A 20,201-nucleotide genomic window follows, 5' to 3' on the forward strand; every position below is an offset into this window, starting at 1 on the left:
TCCCGCTTCCGTCTGATTATGTGTAACTTACGCGCCTTCCTCGATCGCTTCTTCGACTTCTGCGCCTTCCACGCCAGCACGTTCGTATTCTTCGAGAACGGCAGCCTGGATCTTCTCGCGCGTGCCGGAAGAAATCGGATGGGCGATATCCCGGAACTCTCCGTCCGGTGTACGCTTGCTCGGCATTGCGACAAACATTCCGTTGTTCCCGTCGATCACCCGAATGTCGTGAACGACAAACTCGTCGTCGATCGTAATCGAGGCGATTGCCTTCATTCTACCTTCGGAGTTGACGCGGCGGAGTCTCACAGCCGTAATTTCCATCTAGGTTCACCACCTTTATCATTAGAAGACTTGGTGTATTATTCCACACCGGCTTCCAAAATCCTTCTTTTTGCGGCCGCAAATTCAGGAATTCCGGAATTTTTTTTGCTTTTATTCACGAAATCGACAGATAACGCCGTTTTCTGCTGAAACTCGTTATCAATACGTTTTGTCGCATAAATAGTTCCAAAATTTTAGAAGCCGTTTTTAACTGTTCGCCTTCATTTTGAAGGAGAAACCTTTTCTATGCATTCAAACCACTCATTATGCAAAAAAAGCGCCTTCCCAAACGGGAAAACGCTGTTTCGATTTCTTATCGTTCAAAATAATTGCCCGGCTTAACGCCGACAACCCGATTCTTCGAATCCACCGTCTCCAGCGTAACCAAAGATACATACTCTTCCACTTGACGCTCTTCCGAGTCTACCGATCCGGAATCAAGCAGTACGCCCACGCCTGCAACCTCCGCGTCGAACTCGGCCAGCAGGTCGATCATGCCGCGCACCGTTCCGCCCGCTTTCATGAAATCGTCCACGATCAGGACACGCGACTTCTCTTTCAATGCCCGGCGCGACAACGTCATCGTATGGATGCTCTTATGCGAACCCGATACGTAGTTGATGCTGACCGCCGAACCTTCCGTTACCTGATGATCCCGACGTACCAATACGACAGGCAGGTTCAGCTTGGCACCCGTTGCATACGCAATCGGAATTCCTTTTGTCTCCACAGTCATGACCACATCGATATTCTTGCCAGCAAAGATCGTCGCAAAGATATCTCCGATCTCGTTAACCAAATGAGGCTGCCCAAGCAGATCGGACATATACAGATACCCACCTGGCAGAATCCGCCCTGGCTCTTCCAGCTTGATGCAGACTTTCTCGATAATGCCGAGCGCTTTTTCGTTCGAGACGCGCGGAATATACTTCACGCCGCCAGCAGCTCCCGCCAGCGTCTGCAACTCGCCCATGCCTTCTTCCTCGAACACTTCCTTGATAATCGCCAGATCCTCGCTGATTGACGACTTCGCCGCCCCATATCGCTCCGCGAACGTGGTCAACGGAATCAAAGAATGCGGTCTAGCCAGTAAAAACTGGGTTAACTCTACCAAACGTGCACTACGTTTTAATTTTTTCACTAGGGTTTCCTCGCTAAATCCGAATATTTTATAAAAAATATAACACCTTTGTACGTGATTGTACAAGTGAGTCTTTTATGAAATTTCCAAAATAGCGAGTTTTGATCAAAGAATTCAAGCCAAAACGGTTCAATTGGTTTGAATTCTATCCGTTTTGAGCGACTTAGATCCAATTTCATAAAACATGGAGTATTCTTTTCAGCAAATCTAATCTTTCAATCTCTAGGTGTAGATAGTTCTATTCCCACTACCCCAATGTCCGCACCGCATAAACTTCCTCGCAAAACCCTCTCAACCCGTTGCAAATCCGCTTCGCCTTCTCTTCCTTGCTCACCAGCCCGAACACCGTCGGCCCGCTTCCGGACATCAGCACGCCGTCGGCACCCAGATTCTCCATGACCTGCTTCAGCCGCGCCACGCCCGGATACAGCTTCAGCGTCACGTCCTCCAGCACATTGCCCAGACCGCCGCAGACGGCTTCGAACGAGCTTTGCTCCAGTGCTTCCCTCATGCCCGACGCCGAAGGATGAACTGCAATCTCTGCTGCCTTCAGGTTGCCGTACACGTCAGCCGTCGAGACATTGATCGGCGGCTTCGCCAATACGACCCAACAGCGCGGCGGACTCGGCAGCGCTTCCAGCTTCTCGCCCCGTCCCGTGGCAAGCGCTGTGCCGCCGCGTACGCAAAAAGGAACATCGGAACCAATCTCTCCACCTAACTCCTCTAGTTCCGCAGTAGATAGCCCCAGCTCCCACAATCGATTCAATCCACGCAAAGCGGCCGCCGCGTCGCTACTGCCTCCAGCTAACCCCGCAGCAACCGGAATTCGCTTCTCAAGATGCATATGCACGCCTCGATTGATCCCGAAACGCTGGCGCAGCAAACGTGCCGCACGCACCGCCAGGTTTTTGTCGTCCAGCGGAATGTAACCCGATTGGCTGGACAAAGAGATTCGGCTTGTACCCGGATCGTGGAGCGTGAGCCGATCGGCCAGATCCACCATCGTCATGACCATCTCTACTTCGTGAAACCCGTCGTTGCGTTTATGTAAAACGTCCAGCATCAGATTGATTTTCGCCGGCGCCTTTTCGTAAATAAACAAACTTTCCACCGCCCCTGCCTAGTCACCGGTATCCCGGTTTCTTTTTCCGAAAGAACTTAGGTTATTATATGCAAAATCCGACACGAAGTCTATTGAACGGCTGGCATTGACAAGCTACTACTGCCCTGTACGCAAACAAAGGCGGCCTTCACAAGTGCGAAGGCCGCCTTTCAAAAATAACGCGTCAATCAGGCGCCGGCATAGGCGATCGGAATCTCCGAATCGTCTTGCACTAGCGAAAGCTCAACCGTCTCTGTCAAAACATCGGCATAGCTATAAGATACTCGGCCCGAAGCGTGTTCGGCCTCTTCTTCAAGCATGACGGTAAATACCGCCGGGTAAGTTCCTTCGAGGACTCCTGTTTGCTCAACCGTCTTGCGTCGTCCTCCATTGGCACGAAGCATGACTCGGTGTCCTACATGAGCTTCGAGACTGCGTTTGATATCCGATAGCGTTTGATTTGCCATTCTTCTCAACCACCTCTCTCATACACTTAATTGTAACATTTTGAGAGGTTGATGTCAACCAAATATTTCATTATATCAGTAATATTTTAACGATGTCAACGGGGATTTTTTCGGAAAAACAGCCTTCTCTCCCGCCCTCGTTCGATACGCGAATTATGGCTACGATTCACGCTCTGTATCGTACGCTAAAGCTCTTCTTCGTCATGGCGCTACGCGCGTTTTTCAACTGGCTGTATCGGTTCTTAACGAAGTCCCTCACGAAGGAAGATACCGCTCAAACGCGCATACTCCTCCATCGACACGGTTTCAGCCCGGCGCGAAGGTTCGATCCCTGCTTCATGCAGCAACCCTTCCATACGCTCCCGTCCCTCTTGCGAAAAGTAACGTGCACGAAGGTTATTGGCGATCGTTTTGCGGCGTTGGGTAAACGAGGCCTGCACAAGCGTAAAGAAATGCTCCTCGTCCGCCACTTCGATCGGAGGCTTATCCCGTACCTTCAACCGAATAACCGCGGACTCGACATTCGGCTGCGGAATAAATACGGTGCGCGGCACGATGCAGACCAATTCCGGCTCGCTGTAATACTGCACGGCAATGCTGAGGCTCCCGTACTCTTTACCTCCGGGAGAAGCGGACATGCGCTCTGCCACTTCCTTTTGGATCATAACCACGATGTTCTCCAGCGGAAGCTTCTCTTCGAGCAGCTTCATCAGAATGGGCGTCGTCACGTAATACGGAAGATTGGCAACCACGCTGACCTTCTCGCTGCGAACGAATACTTCGTCGAACAACGCTTTCAGATCCACCTTGAGCACGTCGGCCTCGCGCACGGTCACGTTGCCGTACGGGCTCAGCACGTCCTTCAGGATCGGAATCAGACGGCGGTCGATCTCGACTGCCGCCACCTCTCCCGCGCCGAGCGCAAGCTTCTCCGTCAATGCTCCGATACCGGGTCCGATCTCAAGCGCTCCCTTGGTTGGATCGAGATCGGCCGCGGCTACGATTTTGCCCAGAATATTTTGATCGATCAGAAAATTCTGACCGAGGCTTTTTTTGAATGAAAAACGGTGTTTGTCGATAATTTCTTTGGTCCGCTTCGGCGAAGCAATACTTTCTCTTTCGTTCATGAACTCACGATCCTTCATTTTCGATTTGGGCCAGCGCGTCAGCGAACTCTTGCGGCGAGATCTGGAACATCCGTAATCGGTTGTGGAACTGCTTGCCGTTGCAATAGCCGATTCCCAGCAGATTTCCCATCGCCATACGGCGCGAAGCCGCGTTTTTATGCACGATCAGTCCGGCTTCGATCAGGTCTTGCCAGTCGATCATGCTTTCCCTGCCCGGCATCTCCGTGCGCACGCGCGCCAATGCAAGGCGAATCGCTTCGGGCGACGCGTTTTCCACGCCGATATCGCCTTTGCGCGTCGCGTCCGCTTCCGGGATAAAAGCATGTTTGCAACCGGGAACCTTCTGAGCGACAATCTTCCGAATTCGCTCGCCCGCAAAGTCGGGATCCGTCAAAATGATCACGCCTCGTCGTTCCATCGCCAGCTGAACCCGGCGAATCACCGCAGCTCCTATTGCGGACCCGCCCGTCTCGATCGTATCTGCCTCGACCGCGCGTTTGACTGCTACGGTATCGTCGCGGCCCTCCACGACAATCACTTCTTTAATCATGTGATATCCCCTTGCCTCTCATAACAAAAAGAAGGGTCAACGTAGTCTCCCCTTCTTTGATTTCGATCCTGCTTCAATATCGTTGATTATACCACTTCCGAGCCATCAGCGTAAACGACCGCTTTGACGAAAAGAATCCGGCAGCCCTCGTAAGGACTGCCGGATTCTTCGATCACGCACCGTATCACGGCTTGTTCGGTCCGATCACGTAAATCGTCAGACCGGATTTGCGGCCAAAGTTCAGCGCCGTGCTCAGTCTGTCATAATACATGTCGATTTTTTTGCCTTTGATCGCACTGCCTGTATCTTCCGCTTTGCGGTAACCATAGCCTTCGATGTATACCCACCATCCGAGCGGAATGACGTTCGGGTCAACAGCGATGGTACGCCCTTCGGCTACGGTTGTGCCTGTTGCGGTACGCGTGCCGATTCCCGGTTGTTCCGAAGAATAAGCGGTTGCGGCCACTCCGGTCAGTACAGTCTTATATTCAAATCCTTTGGCGGACTTCGACTCGGAAGACGATGTCGTTTTCGCGGCCGCGGCCGGAGCAAACGTCTTCTCGACGACCGGTTCTTTCGTTCCGACCGCGATAATCTCATCCTGCTTTTCGGTTTTTACTTTTTTGTCCACGACATACTTCGTCACGAACTCTCCATCTTGGTAGACCTTCTCGACCGTTTGAATCACGACGCCTTCGACGCCGGCTTGGATCGTTTTGGTTTTGCCTTTGAGCAGAGTCGAATCTTCTTTTTCCGTCGTGTTGTACGGCACCTTGACTTCAACGTCTGCCGTGAACTTGTTGATCCGGTATACGGAAACATCCATGTTCTCGGTCAGAGGCGTCGATGCGCCCGGATACACCTTGTCGCTATCTCCGACGGTGATGCCTTTGTCTTCCAGGACAGCCTCTACCGTTCTAGCCGTCGTGTAGGTTGCATTGCTTTCGCCGCCTACTTTCAGGTTAACCGGAATCGCGGTCGTGATCTCGATTTTGCTATCTGCTTCGACTTCCGAACTCAGGGGCACCGAAATTTTGTCATGCGCGCCGAACTCAATGTCCCAACCCGCAAGTGCAGAAGCTACGGTCGATTCAGCCGTGTAGGCTTTCTTGCTTTTGCCGTCGACCGACAAAGTTACAGGAACAGCCGAAGTGATTTCGACCTTGCCGCCGTTTTGCACAGCCGAGCTAACCGGTACCGAAATCTTGTCGAACTGTCCAAGCTCCACGTTCCAGCCTTCAAGCGCAGCCGCGATTGTCTTCGCGGTGGTGTACCGCTGTTCGCTTTTGCCGTCGACTGTCAGAGTGATCGGCAACGCCGTCGTGATCGCGATGCGATCGCCGTCCTGAATCGAAGCGCCAAGCGACTTGGAGACATCATCCTGCGGTTTAAAGCTGAGCGAATGCTCGTCCAGGAGTTCCTGGAAGCTGCCCTTGTGCGTGGTCAGCGTTTGTTCTTTCCCGTCTACGATCAGCACGATCTGCTTCTCGGCCTGCGCATACAACCCGAGGAGCACCATCGTCACGACCGCGACGACGAATAATGCGACACCCAAAATTTGGAGCCCGTTCTGGCGCTTCCAACGCAAAGCGTAAGTCATGCTGGATGATCGTGAACCATGGGTGTCTTCTTTCGTGAAAATGCCCACTCTTCCGTCCTCCTCCATAGCCCCGCCGTCAAGTACGTACATGAAAAGATTGACGCGACTACTTGCTATTTTTTCGTAGAAACGCGCAGCACAAGAATCGTGTTTGCCCGAACATGCCGGTTGCGCCGTCTCTACGTTCATCCCGTTCTAAAAGCCCAGCCCGACCTTGTGGAATTCATCCGGCTTAATCGCCCGAGTCGTCCAACAACCGATCTTGCGCTTATGTACGCCATTCCTTTCGAAGCAAACCTGCCGTAAAACAAAAGAAGCCTGGGGAAAGAGGACTTAAGGAATCTTAAGAGGTCTCTTCCGCGGGCTTCCCTCTTAAAAAATCGACAAGTTGACGATCTGAGGAAAACATAAGGCGCGTGGCTGCCTCTCTCTTGTTATTGCGCTTACGAGGTTAGCTGTCGGGTTCGGACGAAGAGAGTCGTCCTATGGCGATTCTTCCGCTCATGGCGAGAAGATCTCCAATTCACCCCGTAGACCCAGTGGAAAAGGAATCGGCCACGGCCGCTTTTTCCGGAACTTAAGTTTCGGAATTTGAAACAAGCATGCCGCTTCGGGTTCCCCCGTTCTCCGTTATGTATGACGAAGATTCAGCGAGACGGTACATGAATTTGTCGGATTAACCGAACATACGGCCGGATTAATCACTGACAAGATAATAGCTTTTTTCGAAGGGGTTTGTAAAGCAGCGCAATTTCACGTTTATCGGATTAAAAGGTTAAAACTTTGTAACATTCTCTTCTTTTTTCGGGCAAAGAGATTAATTTCTCGTAAATACTCCCTTTTTCGGCCGATTTGCTCTCTTTCTTAGCTGATACCAAAAAGCTTATTTGCATTTTTCATCGTCTGTTCGGCAATTTCTTCCAAAGAAACGCCTTTTAGCTGAGCCGCCATCTCGGCGACGAGGCGAACATAAGCCGTCTCGTTTCGCTTCCCTCGATAAGGATGCGGAGTCAAGTAAGGGGCATCGGTTTCGATCAGCAAACGGTCCATCGGCGTCTTCTCCAAGACCTCTTTCGGCTGCTTCGCGTTTTTAAAAGTGACCGGTCCGCCGAAGGAGAGATGGAAGCCCATATCCAGACAGATTTTAGCCGTTTCCCAACTGCCCGAGAATGCGTGCATGATCCCGCCGACCTCGCTGGCATTTTCTTCTTTCAGAATCCGAATCGTATCTTCATGCGCTTCACGATTGTGGATCACGATGGGCAGCTTGACCCGCTTCGCCAATGCGATTTGTTCGCGAAGCACGCGGTGCTGCACGTCTTTGGGCGACTTGTCCCAGTGGTAATCCAGTCCGATTTCGCCGATGGCGACCACTTTCTCATGGCTGCACAGCGATTCGATCCATTCCAGGTCTCCCTCTTGCATATCGATCGCATCCACGGGATGCCAGCCGATCGCCGCATAAACGAAATCGTACTTTTCCGCCAATGCCAACGTCGTCGGAATTGTTTCGCGATTGAACCCGATGTTCACCAGTCGGCTAACTCCGGCTTCAACGGCCCGAGCCATCGCCGCATCGCGATCTTCTTCGAATTCCGGCGCGTCCATATGAGTATGAGTATCAAATAACATGCGTTCAGCTCCTTTTCATAAAACACCGACAACCAAGCAATGGCTGCCGGCTTGTTTTTCATCTTCTTCATTTTGCAAAAAATAGCTTCAAAATCCGTTTAATCGGCTGAAATCGGGAAAATTGACGCAATTTCCTGCGGAAGGCGCGAAATGACCTCTGCCAATTTATGATGCGGGTAATAGAGATGATATTTTCCTCGATGCAATCCGGTGATCGATCTTACGATATCGGAAATTTCGGAAATTTCTCTCAATTTATCCTGTTTGGACAGCAATAAAATTTGACTCCCGCGCTTCGTGTTATCGGGCAACAAAACGTCATACGGAAGATCTGTCGGGAAGTCGATTTCGAAGTCGTATTCCGGGTTCAAACCAACTTCTTCGAAGCTGCTTCGAATCTTGTCCACCGTCTCCTGATCGATCGAATCAACCTCTACATATTTATACAGCCTACGATGAAGGAATCGGCAGCAAAGCTCGCTAAGAATGGAATCCTTCTCGTCGCTCCACTGCATAAACGTCGTTTGGATCAGAGATTCATCGAGCTTCAGGTACTCTTTTACGGTTAGCTCGTTCGTGAATAATCCCGGAAGCGGCTGCGGCAGAAAAGCAAACTCGTAGCCTTCCTTGTACAGCTCGCCCGCCCGTCTGAAAATTTGTCTTAAAATGATCTCCGAACTGCGCGTAACCGGATGGAAATAGACCTGCCAATACATCTGGTAACGTGACATCAGATAATCTTCGACAGCGTGCATCCCCGACTCTTTCACCACGATTCTTCCATTATAGGGGCGCAACATGCGAAGAATCCGGTCGATATCGATCGTGCCGTAATTGACGCCGGTAAAATAAGCATCTCTAAGCAGATAATCCATACGATCCGCATCGAGCGGGCTGGTAATCAGATTCACGACGATTTCCTGTTCGTAGTCCTTGCGGATGACCGCTGCGACTTTGTCCGGCAGGTCTTCCGACACTTCCCGCAGCACGCGGTTCACATCGGTATCGCCCAAAATGATTTTGCAGGTCCAGTCTTCATGGTCCATATGGAACGCTTCTTCGATCGAATGGGAAAAAGGACCATGTCCCAGGTCATGCAGCAGAGCTGCGCACATCGCAACCATGTTCTCTTCGACCGGCCAGTCCGGATAATTGTTGCGCTCGAATTGGGAAATGATGCGCCGAGTGATCTCATACACGCCGAGCGAGTGCGAAAAGCGGCTGTGCTCGGCTCCGTGGAAGGTGAGGTACGTTGTGCCCAACTGCCGAATACGACGCAAACGCTGGAATTCAGCCGTATTGATCAAAGACCAGATCGTTCGATCCTGTACGTGCACATAGTTATGTACGGGGTCCTTGAATACTTTCTCCTCGCGCAGTGGCTTGATATAGTTCGGCATGTTTTCACTCCTTTAATTTGTTTTGATATCGAATTTTGTCGCACAAGGCGTTCTCTTCATTTCCAAACGTTTTTATTGTTTTTTATCGGAGATATGAAATGTATTCCGTTGATTTTACAGACAAATTTCGGTCACATTTCATTTTTTATCAAAATTTAAGGAAATCTTCAGCCTTCTTGGGTTGACTGTTCTGGGAAACATTGTTATTATGAGGAGCATAAAAGCTAGAACAATGTCGAATAATGACACTGGTTGTATAAATGGGCAGTTTCGCCATTAACGTGTACAACTGCTAACCTTTTAAATTCACACTTTGGGAGGCAATATATTATGATGAAATCAACGGGTATTGTAAGAAAAGTAGACGAACTGGGCCGCGTTGTAATCCCAATCGAACTTCGCCGCACACTCGGGATCGGCGAGAAGGATGCGTTGGAAATTTATGTCGACGGCGAACGGATTATGTTGAAAAAATACGAGCCTGCTTGTATCTTCTGCGGCAATGCGGATAACGTGACTTATTTCAAAGGCAAAATCGTCTGCTACGACTGCGTCTCGGAAATTCCTGCACCAATTGCAAAATAAGACGATAATTATATCGTATTCTTTTGCAATCAAGTGACGAAGTAAGCGGAGTTTATTTTCTCCGCTCACTTCGTCACACCAGATCCAAAACAAAAGGAACGCTCCAACCTTTTATTTTGGATCTGTACCATTAAGCTTTTACGCTTTAAATTTTAAGCTCTGCTCCCCCAATGGTTCCAATTCTGTTACCCAATATCAGCCGTTTCCGTTATAATAAAAAGACCAATAGAAAAACCGATCCAATCGGGGATCGAAGAAGTCTTAACGATGTTAATTCTAACCTTTTTTATATCTCCTTGCACCTCTGAGCGTCCGGCATCGGCGCTCAGAGGTTCTTTTTATGTTTTTATGCCTTATTTTCGTCTTTTTGTCTAGGGCGTGTACGCAAACTCAACGCCATGCATCTTGACCTGCCTTTTCTCCCTCTGCGGCGTCATTTTCCCTTGACGTGCCCCGGCACGCCTTCAGAAAAATTCCTTGCCGAGAACGAAAATTCAGCTCAATCTGCTCCTGGCGGAGTTTGCGTACACGCCCTAATCGAGCAGCGCATTATACACATCGCGCTTCGACAATCCGCGATCCGTCGCGACCTTTTTCATCGCATCTTTGCGCGACAGGCCTTCCTGCCCCTCATAATGAGTCACATGAGCTTCCAATTCCAAGTCCTGCCACCAGGCATCCTTCCGCTCTTGAGCCTGCTCCCGACTTTCCCCTTCTACGGCAATGCAATATTCGCCGAGCGGCGGATATTCATTCAACAACCCCAAAAGTTCTTCCAACGTCCCCCGCGCAACCTCTTCGTGCCGCTTCGTCAGCTCTCGTGCCAACACCGCGTTTCTGGGCCCCCAAGCTTCCAACATCGCCTCGATCGTTTTCGCGACCCGATGCGGCGATTCATAGAACAGCAAAGTATCTTCGAGCTGCCCGAGCGACTCCAAAGCGAGGCGACGATCCTTATTTTCACGCGGTAAAAATCCGGCAAACGTAAATCGTTCCGTCGACAATCCCGAGACGATTAAAGCGGATAACGCCGCATTGGCTCCAGGTACCGGAACGACAGCAATTCCCGCTTCGATCGCCAGTTTGACGAGGTCCGATCCAGGATCGGAAACGGCCGGCAAACCGGCATCGCTGACGATCGCCAGATTTTTTCCTTCTATTATATAACGTATCAGTTCAGGGCCGCTGGCGGCCTTGTTATGCTCGTGGTAACTGAACAGTTTCTGCGGCACGATCTCGAAATGCGTCAGCAGCTTGCGCGTCTGCCGGGTATCCTCGGCCGCAATCAGCTCGCATTCGCGCAGCGTCCGAATCGCCCGGTACGTCATGTCTTCCAAATTGCCGATCGGCGTGGCTACGAGATACAGGGTGCCGGCGCCGTTCGAGTTCGGTTCGAAGCTTTTTTGCACCTGCATCTTAGGCTTCTCCTCCCGGTTTTCCGTAATAGATCGTCATGATTTCCTCACAATATTCGCCTTGCTCGTTATACACGATCAGCGGCGGCATAATTCTCATCTCCGGCTTGCCGTCGCGCAGACCTTCCACCAACACCATATTAGCTTCCATGCCTGCACGCGGATGAACAAATCGAATTCGCTTCGGTTCGATCCGGTATTTGCGCATTAACGTCAAAATATCCGCTAACCGATGCGGACGATGCACCATCGATACTTTACCGCCCTGTTTGACCAACTTTCCACAGGCCTGTACCACATCTTCCAACGTACAGTGGATCTCATGCCGAGCGATCGCCTCATGGATATTGGCTTTGATATCGCTTCCGGTCAATGCGGCATACGGAGGATTCACGGTAACCGCATCATACATACCGTGTCCGGCCGTTTCATGAAATCCTTTTAAGTCGGCGTTATGAATGATAATCCGGTCTTGCAGATTATTCATTGCAATACTACGCTCTGCCATTCCGGCCAAGCGCTCCTGAATTTCCACGCCTTCAATCTTCGCTTTAGTCCGTGTGGATAGGAGCAAAGGGATCACGCCGTTCCCCGTACACAGATCCAGTACGCGTCCGCGCGCAGGTACGGAAGCAAAACGCCCCAAGAGGACCGCATCCATCGAAAAGCTGAATACCTCGGGGCTTTGAATGATATGCAGATTTTGCGTGAGCAGGTCGTCGACCCTTTCACCTTCGTACAAAGGGACTTCATTTAACGATTTTTCCATTGTTCCAAACGCTCCTCTTTCAAAAAAAAGCCGCAGGCAAAATACGCCGCGGCTCTCAGACTGGTACGTTGACCGAATTATTTATTCAAAAAAGACAGGCAGAACAAGCAGTCGCCTTCCGTGCGCAAATGACCGTAGTACACATTGCAAATATGGAATCCTTCATGGTACAAACGAGCCAAGTTATCGTATCCTTCGCCAACCGTGTCGCTCGATTCCTCATCTTTCCTTTTCGGTTCGCTGAGGACGTTGAACGGTTCGCTGCGAGCGCCGGAGACCGATTCGACTTGGACTTCCCTTTTCAAAATCTCTCGCAGGCGTTCATTTTCCGTAATGAGCCGGTGGTTATCCTCCATCAGCTCCTTGACCGCCTGTTTCATTGTGCCAAGTTCATCTTTGAAGCTTTCTACTTGCGTTTCCATCTCGTGTATTTGCGCGAAAACATTTTTCTTCTCCAAGTAAACTCCACCCCAGAGCGGTTCCGATTGACTTACTTGACGACAATGTCGTCCATGGCTAATTCTTTTACCTTGCCGATCTCGAACAACTGTACGTGTACCATGCGTTTGCCGGTATTGAGTCCGACTACCTTGCCTTCACCAAGCGACGTAACGACCATCTTGCCGATAGCAGGAAGTTCTTCCTTCGAGCTCTCGTAGTTGTCATGTTCGAATTTCAAGCAACACATTAATCTGCCGCAAAGTCCGGAAATCTTCGTCGGATTCAACGATAAATTCTGATCCTTCGCCATCTTAATCGATACCGGTTCGAAATCGCCCAGCCACGACGAGCAGCACAGTACCCGTCCGCATGGCCCGATTCCTCCCAGCATCTTCGCTTCATCCCGAACGCCGATCTGCCGAAGCTCGATACGTGTCCGGAAAATGCTGGCCAGATCCTTGACCAGTTCACGGAAGTCGACCCGGCCTTCGGCCGTGAAGTAGAAAATGATCTTGTTGCGGTCAAACGTGTATTCCACGTCCACCAGCTTCATTTTCAACCCGTGATCCTTGATTTTATTCAAACAGGTTGCAAACGCCTTGCGGGCTGCATCCTTGTTCTCCTCTACCACGCGCGCATCCGTGTCGCCAGCGATGCGAATAACCCGCTTGAGCGGAAGCACGACGTCGCTCTCTTGTACTTGTTTCTTGCCTACGACGACCTTACCGTATTCGACACCCCGGGCCGTTTCCACGATCACGCACTGTTCCTGCTCGATCGGAAACTCCAAGGGATCGAAATAATACACTTTGCCCGCCTTTTTGAAGCGGACTCCGACTACACTGTACAAAGCTAAACCTCCCTTGCGCGCATTCAAAACGTTAGGTCCTTGCCACACCTGACCTCATGCTTAAAGTCCCGGCTGCCCCGGCCTAATGAACGCGTTGACGGTTCCTTTGTCAGGAACCCGCCCGAACCCGTGCGTCGATCGCATTAACGGTTGCTTTCGAAGTCCGAAAACGCGCCCGGTCAAGGGCCCAGCCTTACCAAAAACTGCTCAAGACAAAGCTGTGTGTTCATGTTGGATTTGAGCTTTTTTTTGCTCTCTGCGGCAATGGACATGCACGATATCCAATATTCCGCACTGCGGGAACCTGCCACTTGGGAGATAAACTCCAACTGATCTATGAAAACGATGTGCTCGCGCCGTTCGGAAAGAACGTAAATCATATCTCTAAACCACAAATGGAAAAGATCGAACAGACTGTCCAGGTGCTCGCCGAGTCCCGCCTTGAAGACTTGCTGTTGGGCGGTAACGAGGCTTGCGCCGCTTCGGCCGATCGACTCCTTCCCTAATTGTATCACTACATTTCTTATTTCTGCAAACCAATTCTCTGCCGCGAGCGCTTTGCATTCTTCCGGTCCCGGCGTGAGTTGAGCAGCGCAACGCGCGGCCGGAGTCGCCAGACCTTCTACAGCCAACTCGCTTAGAATCAATTCGGCCCCCATTGCGGTAAAAGGGACAAGCTGCACGCGCGAACGAATGGTCGGAAGCAGCGTCTGGGCATTTTCCGAAAGAAGGATGGCGACGGCAGGAGCCGGCGGTTCTTCCAGAAATTTGAGCAGACTGTTGGAAGCTTGCACGGTCATTTTATCGGCTTCGTCGATGATATAGACTTTTCGGCCGCTGGAACCCGAGCGATAAGAGAACATCTTTTGCAGCTCGCGGATCTGTTCGATTTTGATCGATGCGCCGTCCGGTCCGATGGCCTGCAAGTCGGGATGGTTTCCGTGCTCGACCTTACGGCAGCTCAAGCATTCGCCGCAGGCGTCGCCCAACTCCGTGCCGCGTTCGCACAGCAGCGCTTTGGCGAACGCGTCTGCCGCTTTGCGGCGCGCTCCGCCGCCGGGGCCGCTGAACAGGTAGGCGTGCGAGATTCGTTCACTGCGCAGGCTGCTGCCGAGCAGCCGCTTGGCTGTTTCCTGGCCGCTGATCGTTTGTAAAGACATGGTTTGGCTCCTTAAGGCGCTCGCCGTGTTCGAAATCGCTCAGCTCGTTTTCCTACGGAAAGCCGAAAGTCGCTCTTTCGAACACGGCTCGCTACGTATGTGGGGGAAGGGAGTAAAAACCGACCCTTGGTTTGGTTAAAAGAATGACGCCGCATAGCGGCGTCGAAGTACGAAATTAAAATAACAAGTTCATCAACAGACCGCGTACCTCGCCCAATTGTTCGAGCAGGTCGATCCGGCCTTCCTCGCTGGCGAGCAGTTCGTCGGCCATGACGAGCAGTTTGCCGTCGATCTCGTCGATCAGCTTGTAACGCTTGGTGCGACCGAGGCGGTCCCAGCCTTTGGTGTCTTTCATGCCGACGCCGCGGCGTACGGTGTCTTCAAGGAAACGCTTGACCATCGTGCGGTAAGCTTTCAGCTCGCGGATGGTCATGGAGCGTGCCAGGCGATCGCCTTGCTTGTTGATCTCCTGCATGCGGCGGCCGAGTTCGTCTTGGGTCGCTTGCGCCTCCTGGTTGCGGATCGTATCCGCGAAGCTGCGCTGCTCGACCGGACGAGCGCCGGTATCCGGCGTAATCGGCGTATTGTTTAAAGGGCGAAAGCCCGGATTGATTTTCATCCCTGATTCCTGCCTTCTTTATCCATAAAGACGAGCGGTCTCCCTGAGGAGACCGAACCCTTCTTCAGGCCGGCTGTCCGCCGGTAAAATGGGTCGTGCAAACGGTGACTGACCATTACCTTGTCAACGCTATCTGATTAAGAGTTGACAAGCTACTATGCACTTCGCTTATTTTTCGACGGACGGCAAGGCAGCTCGCTTGTTGTACGCCTCCTGATCAGGAAGCATACGGCTTAGAAATGCTCGAAACGGTCGACCGGAAGCACGAATACCGTCGCGCCGCCGACTTGTACTTCGACCGGAAGCGGCAGATAGGAATCTGTCGTTCCGCTCATTGGCGTAACCGGCGTCACAAGCTGCTCGCGTACTTTACAGCTGTTGCGAATCACGCTCATTACGGCTTCGACCTGGCTGTCATCCACGCCGATCAGAAAAGTCGTGTTCCCCGCTCGCAGGAAGCCGCCTGTACTTGCCAGCTTCGTTGCCCGGAAATTCGATTTAACCAGCTCGCCCGACAGTCGGTTGCTGTCTTTATCCTGCACGATCGCGATAATCAGTTTCATCCGTGGTCCCTCCCTTTCGATTGGCTGATTGTCCATACGGACAAAAAAAGCCGTGTGCCTTTTATTCGACGTCGATAGGTCAAATTCCTGCTTTTATGGAGGGCCTTAGAAAATAAGCTTTTCCAGCACTCCTTTTATATCGGCAAAAACAGCCTCTTCATTACGCGAAGCGTCAATCATGGTGAACTGTCCTTCATACTCGTCCTTCAACTTTAAATACCCCTCGCGAACCCGACGGTGAAAATCTTCAGCCTCCAGGTCCAAACGATTGATCTCACGATCCGCATGCTTCGCATGAATGCGCTGAAGGCCAACCTCCGGCGTTACGTCCAGGTAAATGTTCATGTTCGGCCAGTATTCGACGCCATCCACATTGATCGCGCGCTTATTGATGTCCAGCACCGCCTCACCCAATTCACGGCCATAGCCCTGATAACTGAGCGAGGACATCACGTACCGATCGCAGATCACGATCTTACCTTGTTCCAGCGCCGGAATGACCTTTTGCATCAGATGCTCCCGACGTGCTGCCGCATAGAGCAAACATTCGGTCAGACCGCTCATCGCGTTGTCGACATCCAGAATGACGCTGCGGATTTTTTCCGCCACTTGCACGCCACCCGGCTCGCGCGTTGAAATAAAATCCGCTCCGCGCTCGCGAAGATAGGTTTCGATCCGGCCGATCTGCGTCGTCTTGCCGCTTCCGTCCGGACCTTCCAGTACTATAAATTTACCCGAATGCTCCATGTTTGTTTACCGCCTTCTATCTTTTTTCTGCCGAGATTCAATCATTTCGTTCTTGGCTTGACGCTGCGGGGAACTCGTTTGTACGCGCAGCGTCTTTAATGAAGCATCCGACGCTCCCTGGAAGCGGGCGCCGGTGTCTCGAAGCCGAATCAGATGGGCCACGGCAGACTCGGTCATTCGCTCTCCCGCGTACACCAGGGGGATACCCGGCGGATAAGGAACGATCATCTCCGCCGCGATCCGTCCCGCCGCAGTCTCTGTAGGCACGGTCTCGTGAGCTGCCGATTGACGTAAATCGAACCCTACAGGCTCGGAGATTGCGGGCGGCATGTCCCGAGCAATCGACGATGCCGAAGCAAAATCTGCATTTTGTTCAAACGGCGATTGCTCTCGGATCTGCTGTTCCAGCGCGATATCCGTCTTTTTTTCCTCAGCCTCTTCCTGTAATTCTCGAAGTGCCGCAATCAATCTTACCGCATCATCCATCCCAGTCCCCGGGCCGAGCGCTAATACCGTCCGCCGCTCGTCGCTCATCTCCGCCACGCAGCCTGCATCCGCGATCCGCTGCTGAAGCTCGTAACCGCTCAACCGTTCTTCAACGTCTTCGACCGAAATCTTAAACGGATCTTGTTCCGAATAACGACTATCCATATTGCTGCTGATTGTTCGGCTGTTATCCTGATCCGACCGAATCGGCCGCACATAGCTGAACCGCGGCAGTTGTTCCAACTCCGTACGAATATAGGCCGCCGCCTCCAGTGCATCATTCCAGCCCTCTTCTCCTCGCTGCTCTGCCGCACTACGCGCCAGATCCAGCGAAGCCATGATCGGATATGACGGACTGGAACTTTGTACCATGGCTAGACGCTTGCGCAGCAGGTCGCGATCCAATCGTTCTCCCTGGACATGCAGCATTGCCCCCATCGTCATCGCGCCCAGCATTTTATGCGTAGATTGCACCACGCCGTCCGCTCCTTCCGCAAGCGCCGACGCCGGAAAAGCGGAATGAAGCCCGTAATGGGCCCCATGCGCTTCGTCTACCAGCAAAGGAACTTCGTAACGGTGGCACAGCCCGGACGTTTCGCGAATGCTGCGTCCCATCCCGTAGTAATTAGGTCGGGTTAGCAGCACTCCCTTGGCTTCGGGATAACGCTCCAACGCTTGTTCCAGCAAAGCTGTTCCCGGAAGCATCGCCAGTCCGCTCAACAATTCATGCTCGGGTGAGACGAACACCGCACGCGCTCCCGCCAACATCAAACCGTTTAACACGGACTTATGCACGTTGCGCTGTACGATCAAAATATCTCCAGGCTCCGAGCAAACGGTTAGAATCAACGCGAGATTGCCGACGGTGCTCCCACCAACCAGAAAAAAAGTCTCCTCTGCCCCGAAAAAAGCGGCCGCCTTCTCCTGAGCTTCCCGAATGACGCCTTCCGGATCGTGCAAATCGTCCGTTCCTTCGATCTCCGTCGCATCGATAGACAACACCTCGGCAAACCCGTAAGGTGCTTTTCCTTCTATATCCCGATAAAAGTTCCCGTCTTTGTGACCGGGCACATGAAAAGAAGCTTCCTGACGTGCAGCGTAACGCAGCAGTTCTGCATAAAGCGGAGCGTCCTTATGGTTCAAGTCCTTCATGCCGCGCCTCCTGTACCCTGCATTTTTCCTTATCTATTGTACCTGATTTAGTGCCGTCGCTGAACTACATTTTATATCCGGTTAGCAAGCGTGACTTTTCAACCTTCCGATTACTGGCAGTTTGCGTTATGATAATAGCAGCTTGATTCCCAATTTCGGGAATGCTTGATCTGGAAAAGGAAGGAAGGTCGGACATGCTGGAGCAACAGCGCGAGAACGGCAACGCCACGATCTATCAATATCAGCTCATACGTAAGTTTCATATCCCTCAGCTTTTGCTTTTGAGTTATTTACTAGTGCCCATTCCTGTCCTGCTTGTCGGAACCTTTTTATTCTCCTGGCATGCACTTTTCTATATGCCCGCTGCTTTTCTTATTGTTCTTTGGATTCATTTTGTCGTTTCTCATTCCGTCTTGCTAATTCGTGGTCCTATGTATCGAAAAAAATGGCGTTTGCGCTTCTCCGGCATCTGGTTCGGTTTCCTGCCTGACCACCATATGGGTTATTCCGTTCTTCAACAAGTTTTGCTGCAAAGCCTTTGGATCGGATTCGTCTTTATCGGAGTGCTCGTTGCCTGGCTCCCGCTGCCCTTCACGTTAGCGCTGTTGTTCTGGCATTTCTGGTTCATGGCGCCGCGGATGTCGATCCTGCTCAGCATGAGAGGCCAGAGCAAAGACGTTATGATCAAACTCAATCCGCAAGACGTCTCGTATTATGTCCAATGATTGATTTTTCCCCTATAATCAAAGAAAGACCGGGCCCGACTTTATTGTCGGTGTACCGGTCTTTTTATTAAACTTCCCAATTCTATGCGTTTTCCGTCTCCGCCGCCCTTAATTTTCCTTCGGGACCAGCACCGTCAAATAACTGCCTTCCAGTGATAAATGTACCGTCGTTCCGCCCTTTGCAAAAATGAGGATCGGATTCGGCTCTTCGAGGTTTTCCTGATCCGTTTTTTCGGTCCAGCCCCACGCTTTGATGGCATCCAAGTAAGCTTCCGGAATTTGGTCCAGGCTATCAAGTCCCGGTACCGAATAGCGTATATAGCTCATTTTCGTGTTATCGGCTGTCACTTCTGTTTTACTTGCTTCTTTAGGCACGGGAAAACTTTCTTCAATCGTTGCACCATCGTAGACTGCCCAAGATGAAGGCTCTTCCGATGAGCATCCCGTTAGAAGAAGAAGTGAAGTGCAGAATAGGCAAAAGGCAAAAGACATCACCTTCCGCTTCATATTCAATTCCCCCTTACATCGTTCTGCGCAATTCTGTGAAACCCCCATATAGTTCTTCTCTCCCGGTTCTAAATTCCCTGCTTAAAACCGAAAGTCCCCTAGAAAAACTGGTGATTGTTGTGCAGACTTTGACTTTTCCCTGGATTAAATAGCGATTAGGGCTGATTAATCCATTTCATCATTATACCGAGGATAGTTTGGGGAACGGTTACAAAAATGTTACCGAGGGAGCGTGAGCCGGTTTCGACCTGCGCTTCGTTGTGTTTTCCCCTTTTATTAGATAAATGCTACAGCGGTAAGGGGAAAATACAAAGGCGCTTCGGTTCGAAACCGACTCCCGCTCCAGGCAAGGGGGTGTGGAGAGGGCATCTCAAGCCCTGTTTGCTTGAGATATTGGGGGAAAACTTCAAAAGATGCGGCTTTGGTTAGCCAATGGAAAGAGGTAGCGGCGTTGCCGGCTACGGGGACAAGTCGGATAGGGAAAAGAAAAAGAAGAGGATAGAATTGGATGCAATTATTGTGATTTAACAAGATTGGAAAGGAATTTTATCTGATTCTTAGTCCCTGGTTTTTTATTATTTTATTTTTCTATAGGGATCGACGATTTTGGTGATGAAGGATTTCATGGCAACTTTGCCTATAGCGTTTGGCTTGAAAACCAAACGCACTTGCTTTATACATCTCAACCATGAGCACCGCAGCGACCTCCCACGTGTGTGTCGACTCCGAACATAAGAAAAAAAGCCTTCTCCGTTAAGAGAAGACTTCTTCGTTGGCTTGGCAGCTTCCTACTCTCCCGGGACCCTGCGGTCCAAGTACCATCGGCGTTAGAGGGCTTA

The 20,201-nt window shown here is 51.3% G+C and carries 21 protein-coding genes and 1 riboswitch; of the genes, 2 read left to right on the forward strand and 19 right to left on the reverse strand.

Going from position 1 to position 20,201, the window contains the following annotated elements; translation table 11 throughout:
* Window positions 1-27: 27 nt before the first annotated feature.
* The 9 genes from spoVG to SACSAC_RS10560 form a co-directional block, all read right to left on the reverse strand.
* Window positions 28-324, reverse strand: coding sequence for a septation regulator SpoVG (gene spoVG / locus SACSAC_RS10520; protein ID WP_037286039.1), 297 nt, complete (start codon window positions 322-324; stop codon window positions 28-30).
* 313 nt (window positions 325-637) lie between these two features.
* Entirely contained in the window at window positions 638-1,465 is an 828-nt protein-coding gene (purR, locus tag SACSAC_RS10525; protein WP_037286041.1) for a pur operon repressor, read from the reverse strand.
* A 247-nt stretch (window positions 1,466-1,712) separates the two neighbouring features.
* On the reverse strand, window positions 1,713-2,567 hold the full coding sequence (ispE, locus tag SACSAC_RS10530; protein WP_037286042.1) for a 4-(cytidine 5'-diphospho)-2-C-methyl-D-erythritol kinase: 855 nt from the start codon (window positions 2,565-2,567) through the stop codon (window positions 1,713-1,715).
* 188 nt (window positions 2,568-2,755) lie between these two features.
* Entirely contained in the window at window positions 2,756-3,034 is a 279-nt protein-coding gene (locus tag SACSAC_RS10535) for a Veg family protein (protein WP_037286044.1), read from the reverse strand.
* A 242-nt stretch (window positions 3,035-3,276) separates the two neighbouring features.
* The gene (gene rsmA, locus SACSAC_RS10540) at window positions 3,277-4,161 is read right to left on the reverse strand and encodes a 16S rRNA (adenine(1518)-N(6)/adenine(1519)-N(6))-dimethyltransferase RsmA (protein WP_037286047.1); all 885 of its coding nucleotides are present in this window, start codon (window positions 4,159-4,161) and stop codon (window positions 3,277-3,279) included.
* A 4-nt stretch (window positions 4,162-4,165) separates the two neighbouring features.
* Entirely contained in the window at window positions 4,166-4,711 is a 546-nt protein-coding gene (gene rnmV / locus SACSAC_RS10545) for a ribonuclease M5 (RefSeq protein WP_037286049.1), read from the reverse strand.
* Between the two features lie 184 nt (window positions 4,712-4,895).
* Entirely contained in the window at window positions 4,896-6,359 is a 1,464-nt protein-coding gene (locus tag SACSAC_RS27025; protein ID WP_051507033.1) for a ubiquitin-like domain-containing protein, read from the reverse strand.
* 377 nt (window positions 6,360-6,736) lie between these two features.
* Window positions 6,737-6,974, reverse strand: a riboswitch (cyclic di-AMP (ydaO/yuaA leader).
* Window positions 6,975-7,175: 201 nt separating this feature from the next.
* Window positions 7,176-7,943 carry a TatD family hydrolase gene (locus SACSAC_RS10555; protein WP_037286051.1) on the reverse strand — a complete coding sequence of 256 codons (768 nt, stop codon included), beginning with the start codon at window positions 7,941-7,943 and terminating at the stop codon, window positions 7,176-7,178.
* A gap of 98 nt (window positions 7,944-8,041) precedes the next feature.
* The gene (locus tag SACSAC_RS10560) at window positions 8,042-9,343 is read right to left on the reverse strand and encodes an HD domain-containing protein (RefSeq protein ID WP_037286053.1); all 1,302 of its coding nucleotides are present in this window, start codon (window positions 9,341-9,343) and stop codon (window positions 8,042-8,044) included.
* A 330-nt stretch (window positions 9,344-9,673) separates the two neighbouring features.
* Here SACSAC_RS10560 and SACSAC_RS10565 point away from each other — a divergent pair, with 330 nt between their 5' ends.
* Window positions 9,674-9,928 carry an AbrB/MazE/SpoVT family DNA-binding domain-containing protein gene (locus tag SACSAC_RS10565; RefSeq protein WP_037286055.1) on the forward strand — a complete coding sequence of 85 codons (255 nt, stop codon included), beginning with the start codon at window positions 9,674-9,676 and terminating at the stop codon, window positions 9,926-9,928.
* A 533-nt stretch (window positions 9,929-10,461) separates the two neighbouring features.
* Here the strand turns inward: SACSAC_RS10565 and rsmI are convergent.
* The 9 genes from rsmI to SACSAC_RS10610 all read right to left on the reverse strand — a co-directional run bounded on the left by rsmI (window position 10,462) and on the right by SACSAC_RS10610 (window position 18,130).
* Window positions 10,462-11,343, reverse strand: coding sequence for a 16S rRNA (cytidine(1402)-2'-O)-methyltransferase (gene rsmI, locus SACSAC_RS10570; RefSeq protein WP_037286057.1), 882 nt, complete (start codon window positions 11,341-11,343; stop codon window positions 10,462-10,464).
* Between the two features lies 1 nt (window position 11,344).
* Window positions 11,345-12,112 carry a tRNA1(Val) (adenine(37)-N6)-methyltransferase gene (locus SACSAC_RS10575; protein ID WP_037286059.1) on the reverse strand — a complete coding sequence of 256 codons (768 nt, stop codon included), beginning with the start codon at window positions 12,110-12,112 and terminating at the stop codon, window positions 11,345-11,347.
* 77 nt (window positions 12,113-12,189) lie between these two features.
* The gene (locus SACSAC_RS10580; RefSeq protein ID WP_037286062.1) at window positions 12,190-12,570 is read right to left on the reverse strand and encodes an initiation-control protein YabA; all 381 of its coding nucleotides are present in this window, start codon (window positions 12,568-12,570) and stop codon (window positions 12,190-12,192) included.
* A gap of 32 nt (window positions 12,571-12,602) precedes the next feature.
* The gene (locus SACSAC_RS10585; RefSeq protein ID WP_037286063.1) at window positions 12,603-13,403 is read right to left on the reverse strand and encodes a PSP1 domain-containing protein; all 801 of its coding nucleotides are present in this window, start codon (window positions 13,401-13,403) and stop codon (window positions 12,603-12,605) included.
* A gap of 179 nt (window positions 13,404-13,582) precedes the next feature.
* Window positions 13,583-14,563, reverse strand: coding sequence for a DNA polymerase III subunit delta' (gene holB / locus SACSAC_RS10590; protein ID WP_037286065.1), 981 nt, complete (start codon window positions 14,561-14,563; stop codon window positions 13,583-13,585).
* A 175-nt stretch (window positions 14,564-14,738) separates the two neighbouring features.
* Window positions 14,739-15,182, reverse strand: coding sequence for a YaaR family protein (locus SACSAC_RS10595; protein ID WP_037286067.1), 444 nt, complete (start codon window positions 15,180-15,182; stop codon window positions 14,739-14,741).
* 233 nt (window positions 15,183-15,415) lie between these two features.
* Window positions 15,416-15,745 (reverse strand): cyclic-di-AMP receptor, encoded by a 330-nt coding sequence (locus SACSAC_RS10600; protein WP_037286068.1) that lies wholly within the window; start codon window positions 15,743-15,745, stop codon window positions 15,416-15,418.
* A gap of 105 nt (window positions 15,746-15,850) precedes the next feature.
* Entirely contained in the window at window positions 15,851-16,492 is a 642-nt protein-coding gene (tmk, locus tag SACSAC_RS10605; protein WP_037286070.1) for a dTMP kinase, read from the reverse strand.
* A gap of 6 nt (window positions 16,493-16,498) precedes the next feature.
* On the reverse strand, window positions 16,499-18,130 hold the full coding sequence (locus tag SACSAC_RS10610; protein ID WP_051507034.1) for an aminotransferase class I/II-fold pyridoxal phosphate-dependent enzyme: 1,632 nt from the start codon (window positions 18,128-18,130) through the stop codon (window positions 16,499-16,501).
* Window positions 18,131-18,324: 194 nt separating this feature from the next.
* Between SACSAC_RS10610 and SACSAC_RS10615 the strand changes: the two genes are divergently transcribed.
* Window positions 18,325-18,855: a hypothetical protein gene (locus SACSAC_RS10615; RefSeq protein WP_037286072.1), complete on the forward strand. Its 531-nt coding sequence runs from the start codon at window positions 18,325-18,327 to the stop codon at window positions 18,853-18,855.
* Window positions 18,856-18,963: 108 nt separating this feature from the next.
* On the opposite strand, the gene SACSAC_RS10620 is transcribed toward SACSAC_RS10615, so the two are convergent.
* Window positions 18,964-19,362 (reverse strand): hypothetical protein, encoded by a 399-nt coding sequence (locus tag SACSAC_RS10620; protein WP_037286073.1) that lies wholly within the window; start codon window positions 19,360-19,362, stop codon window positions 18,964-18,966.
* Window positions 19,363-20,201 lie beyond the last annotated feature (839 nt).

It is taken from the genome of Saccharibacillus sacchari DSM 19268, from assembly GCF_000585395.1.
In the GTDB taxonomy this organism is placed as follows: domain Bacteria; phylum Bacillota; class Bacilli; order Paenibacillales; family Paenibacillaceae; genus Saccharibacillus; species Saccharibacillus sacchari.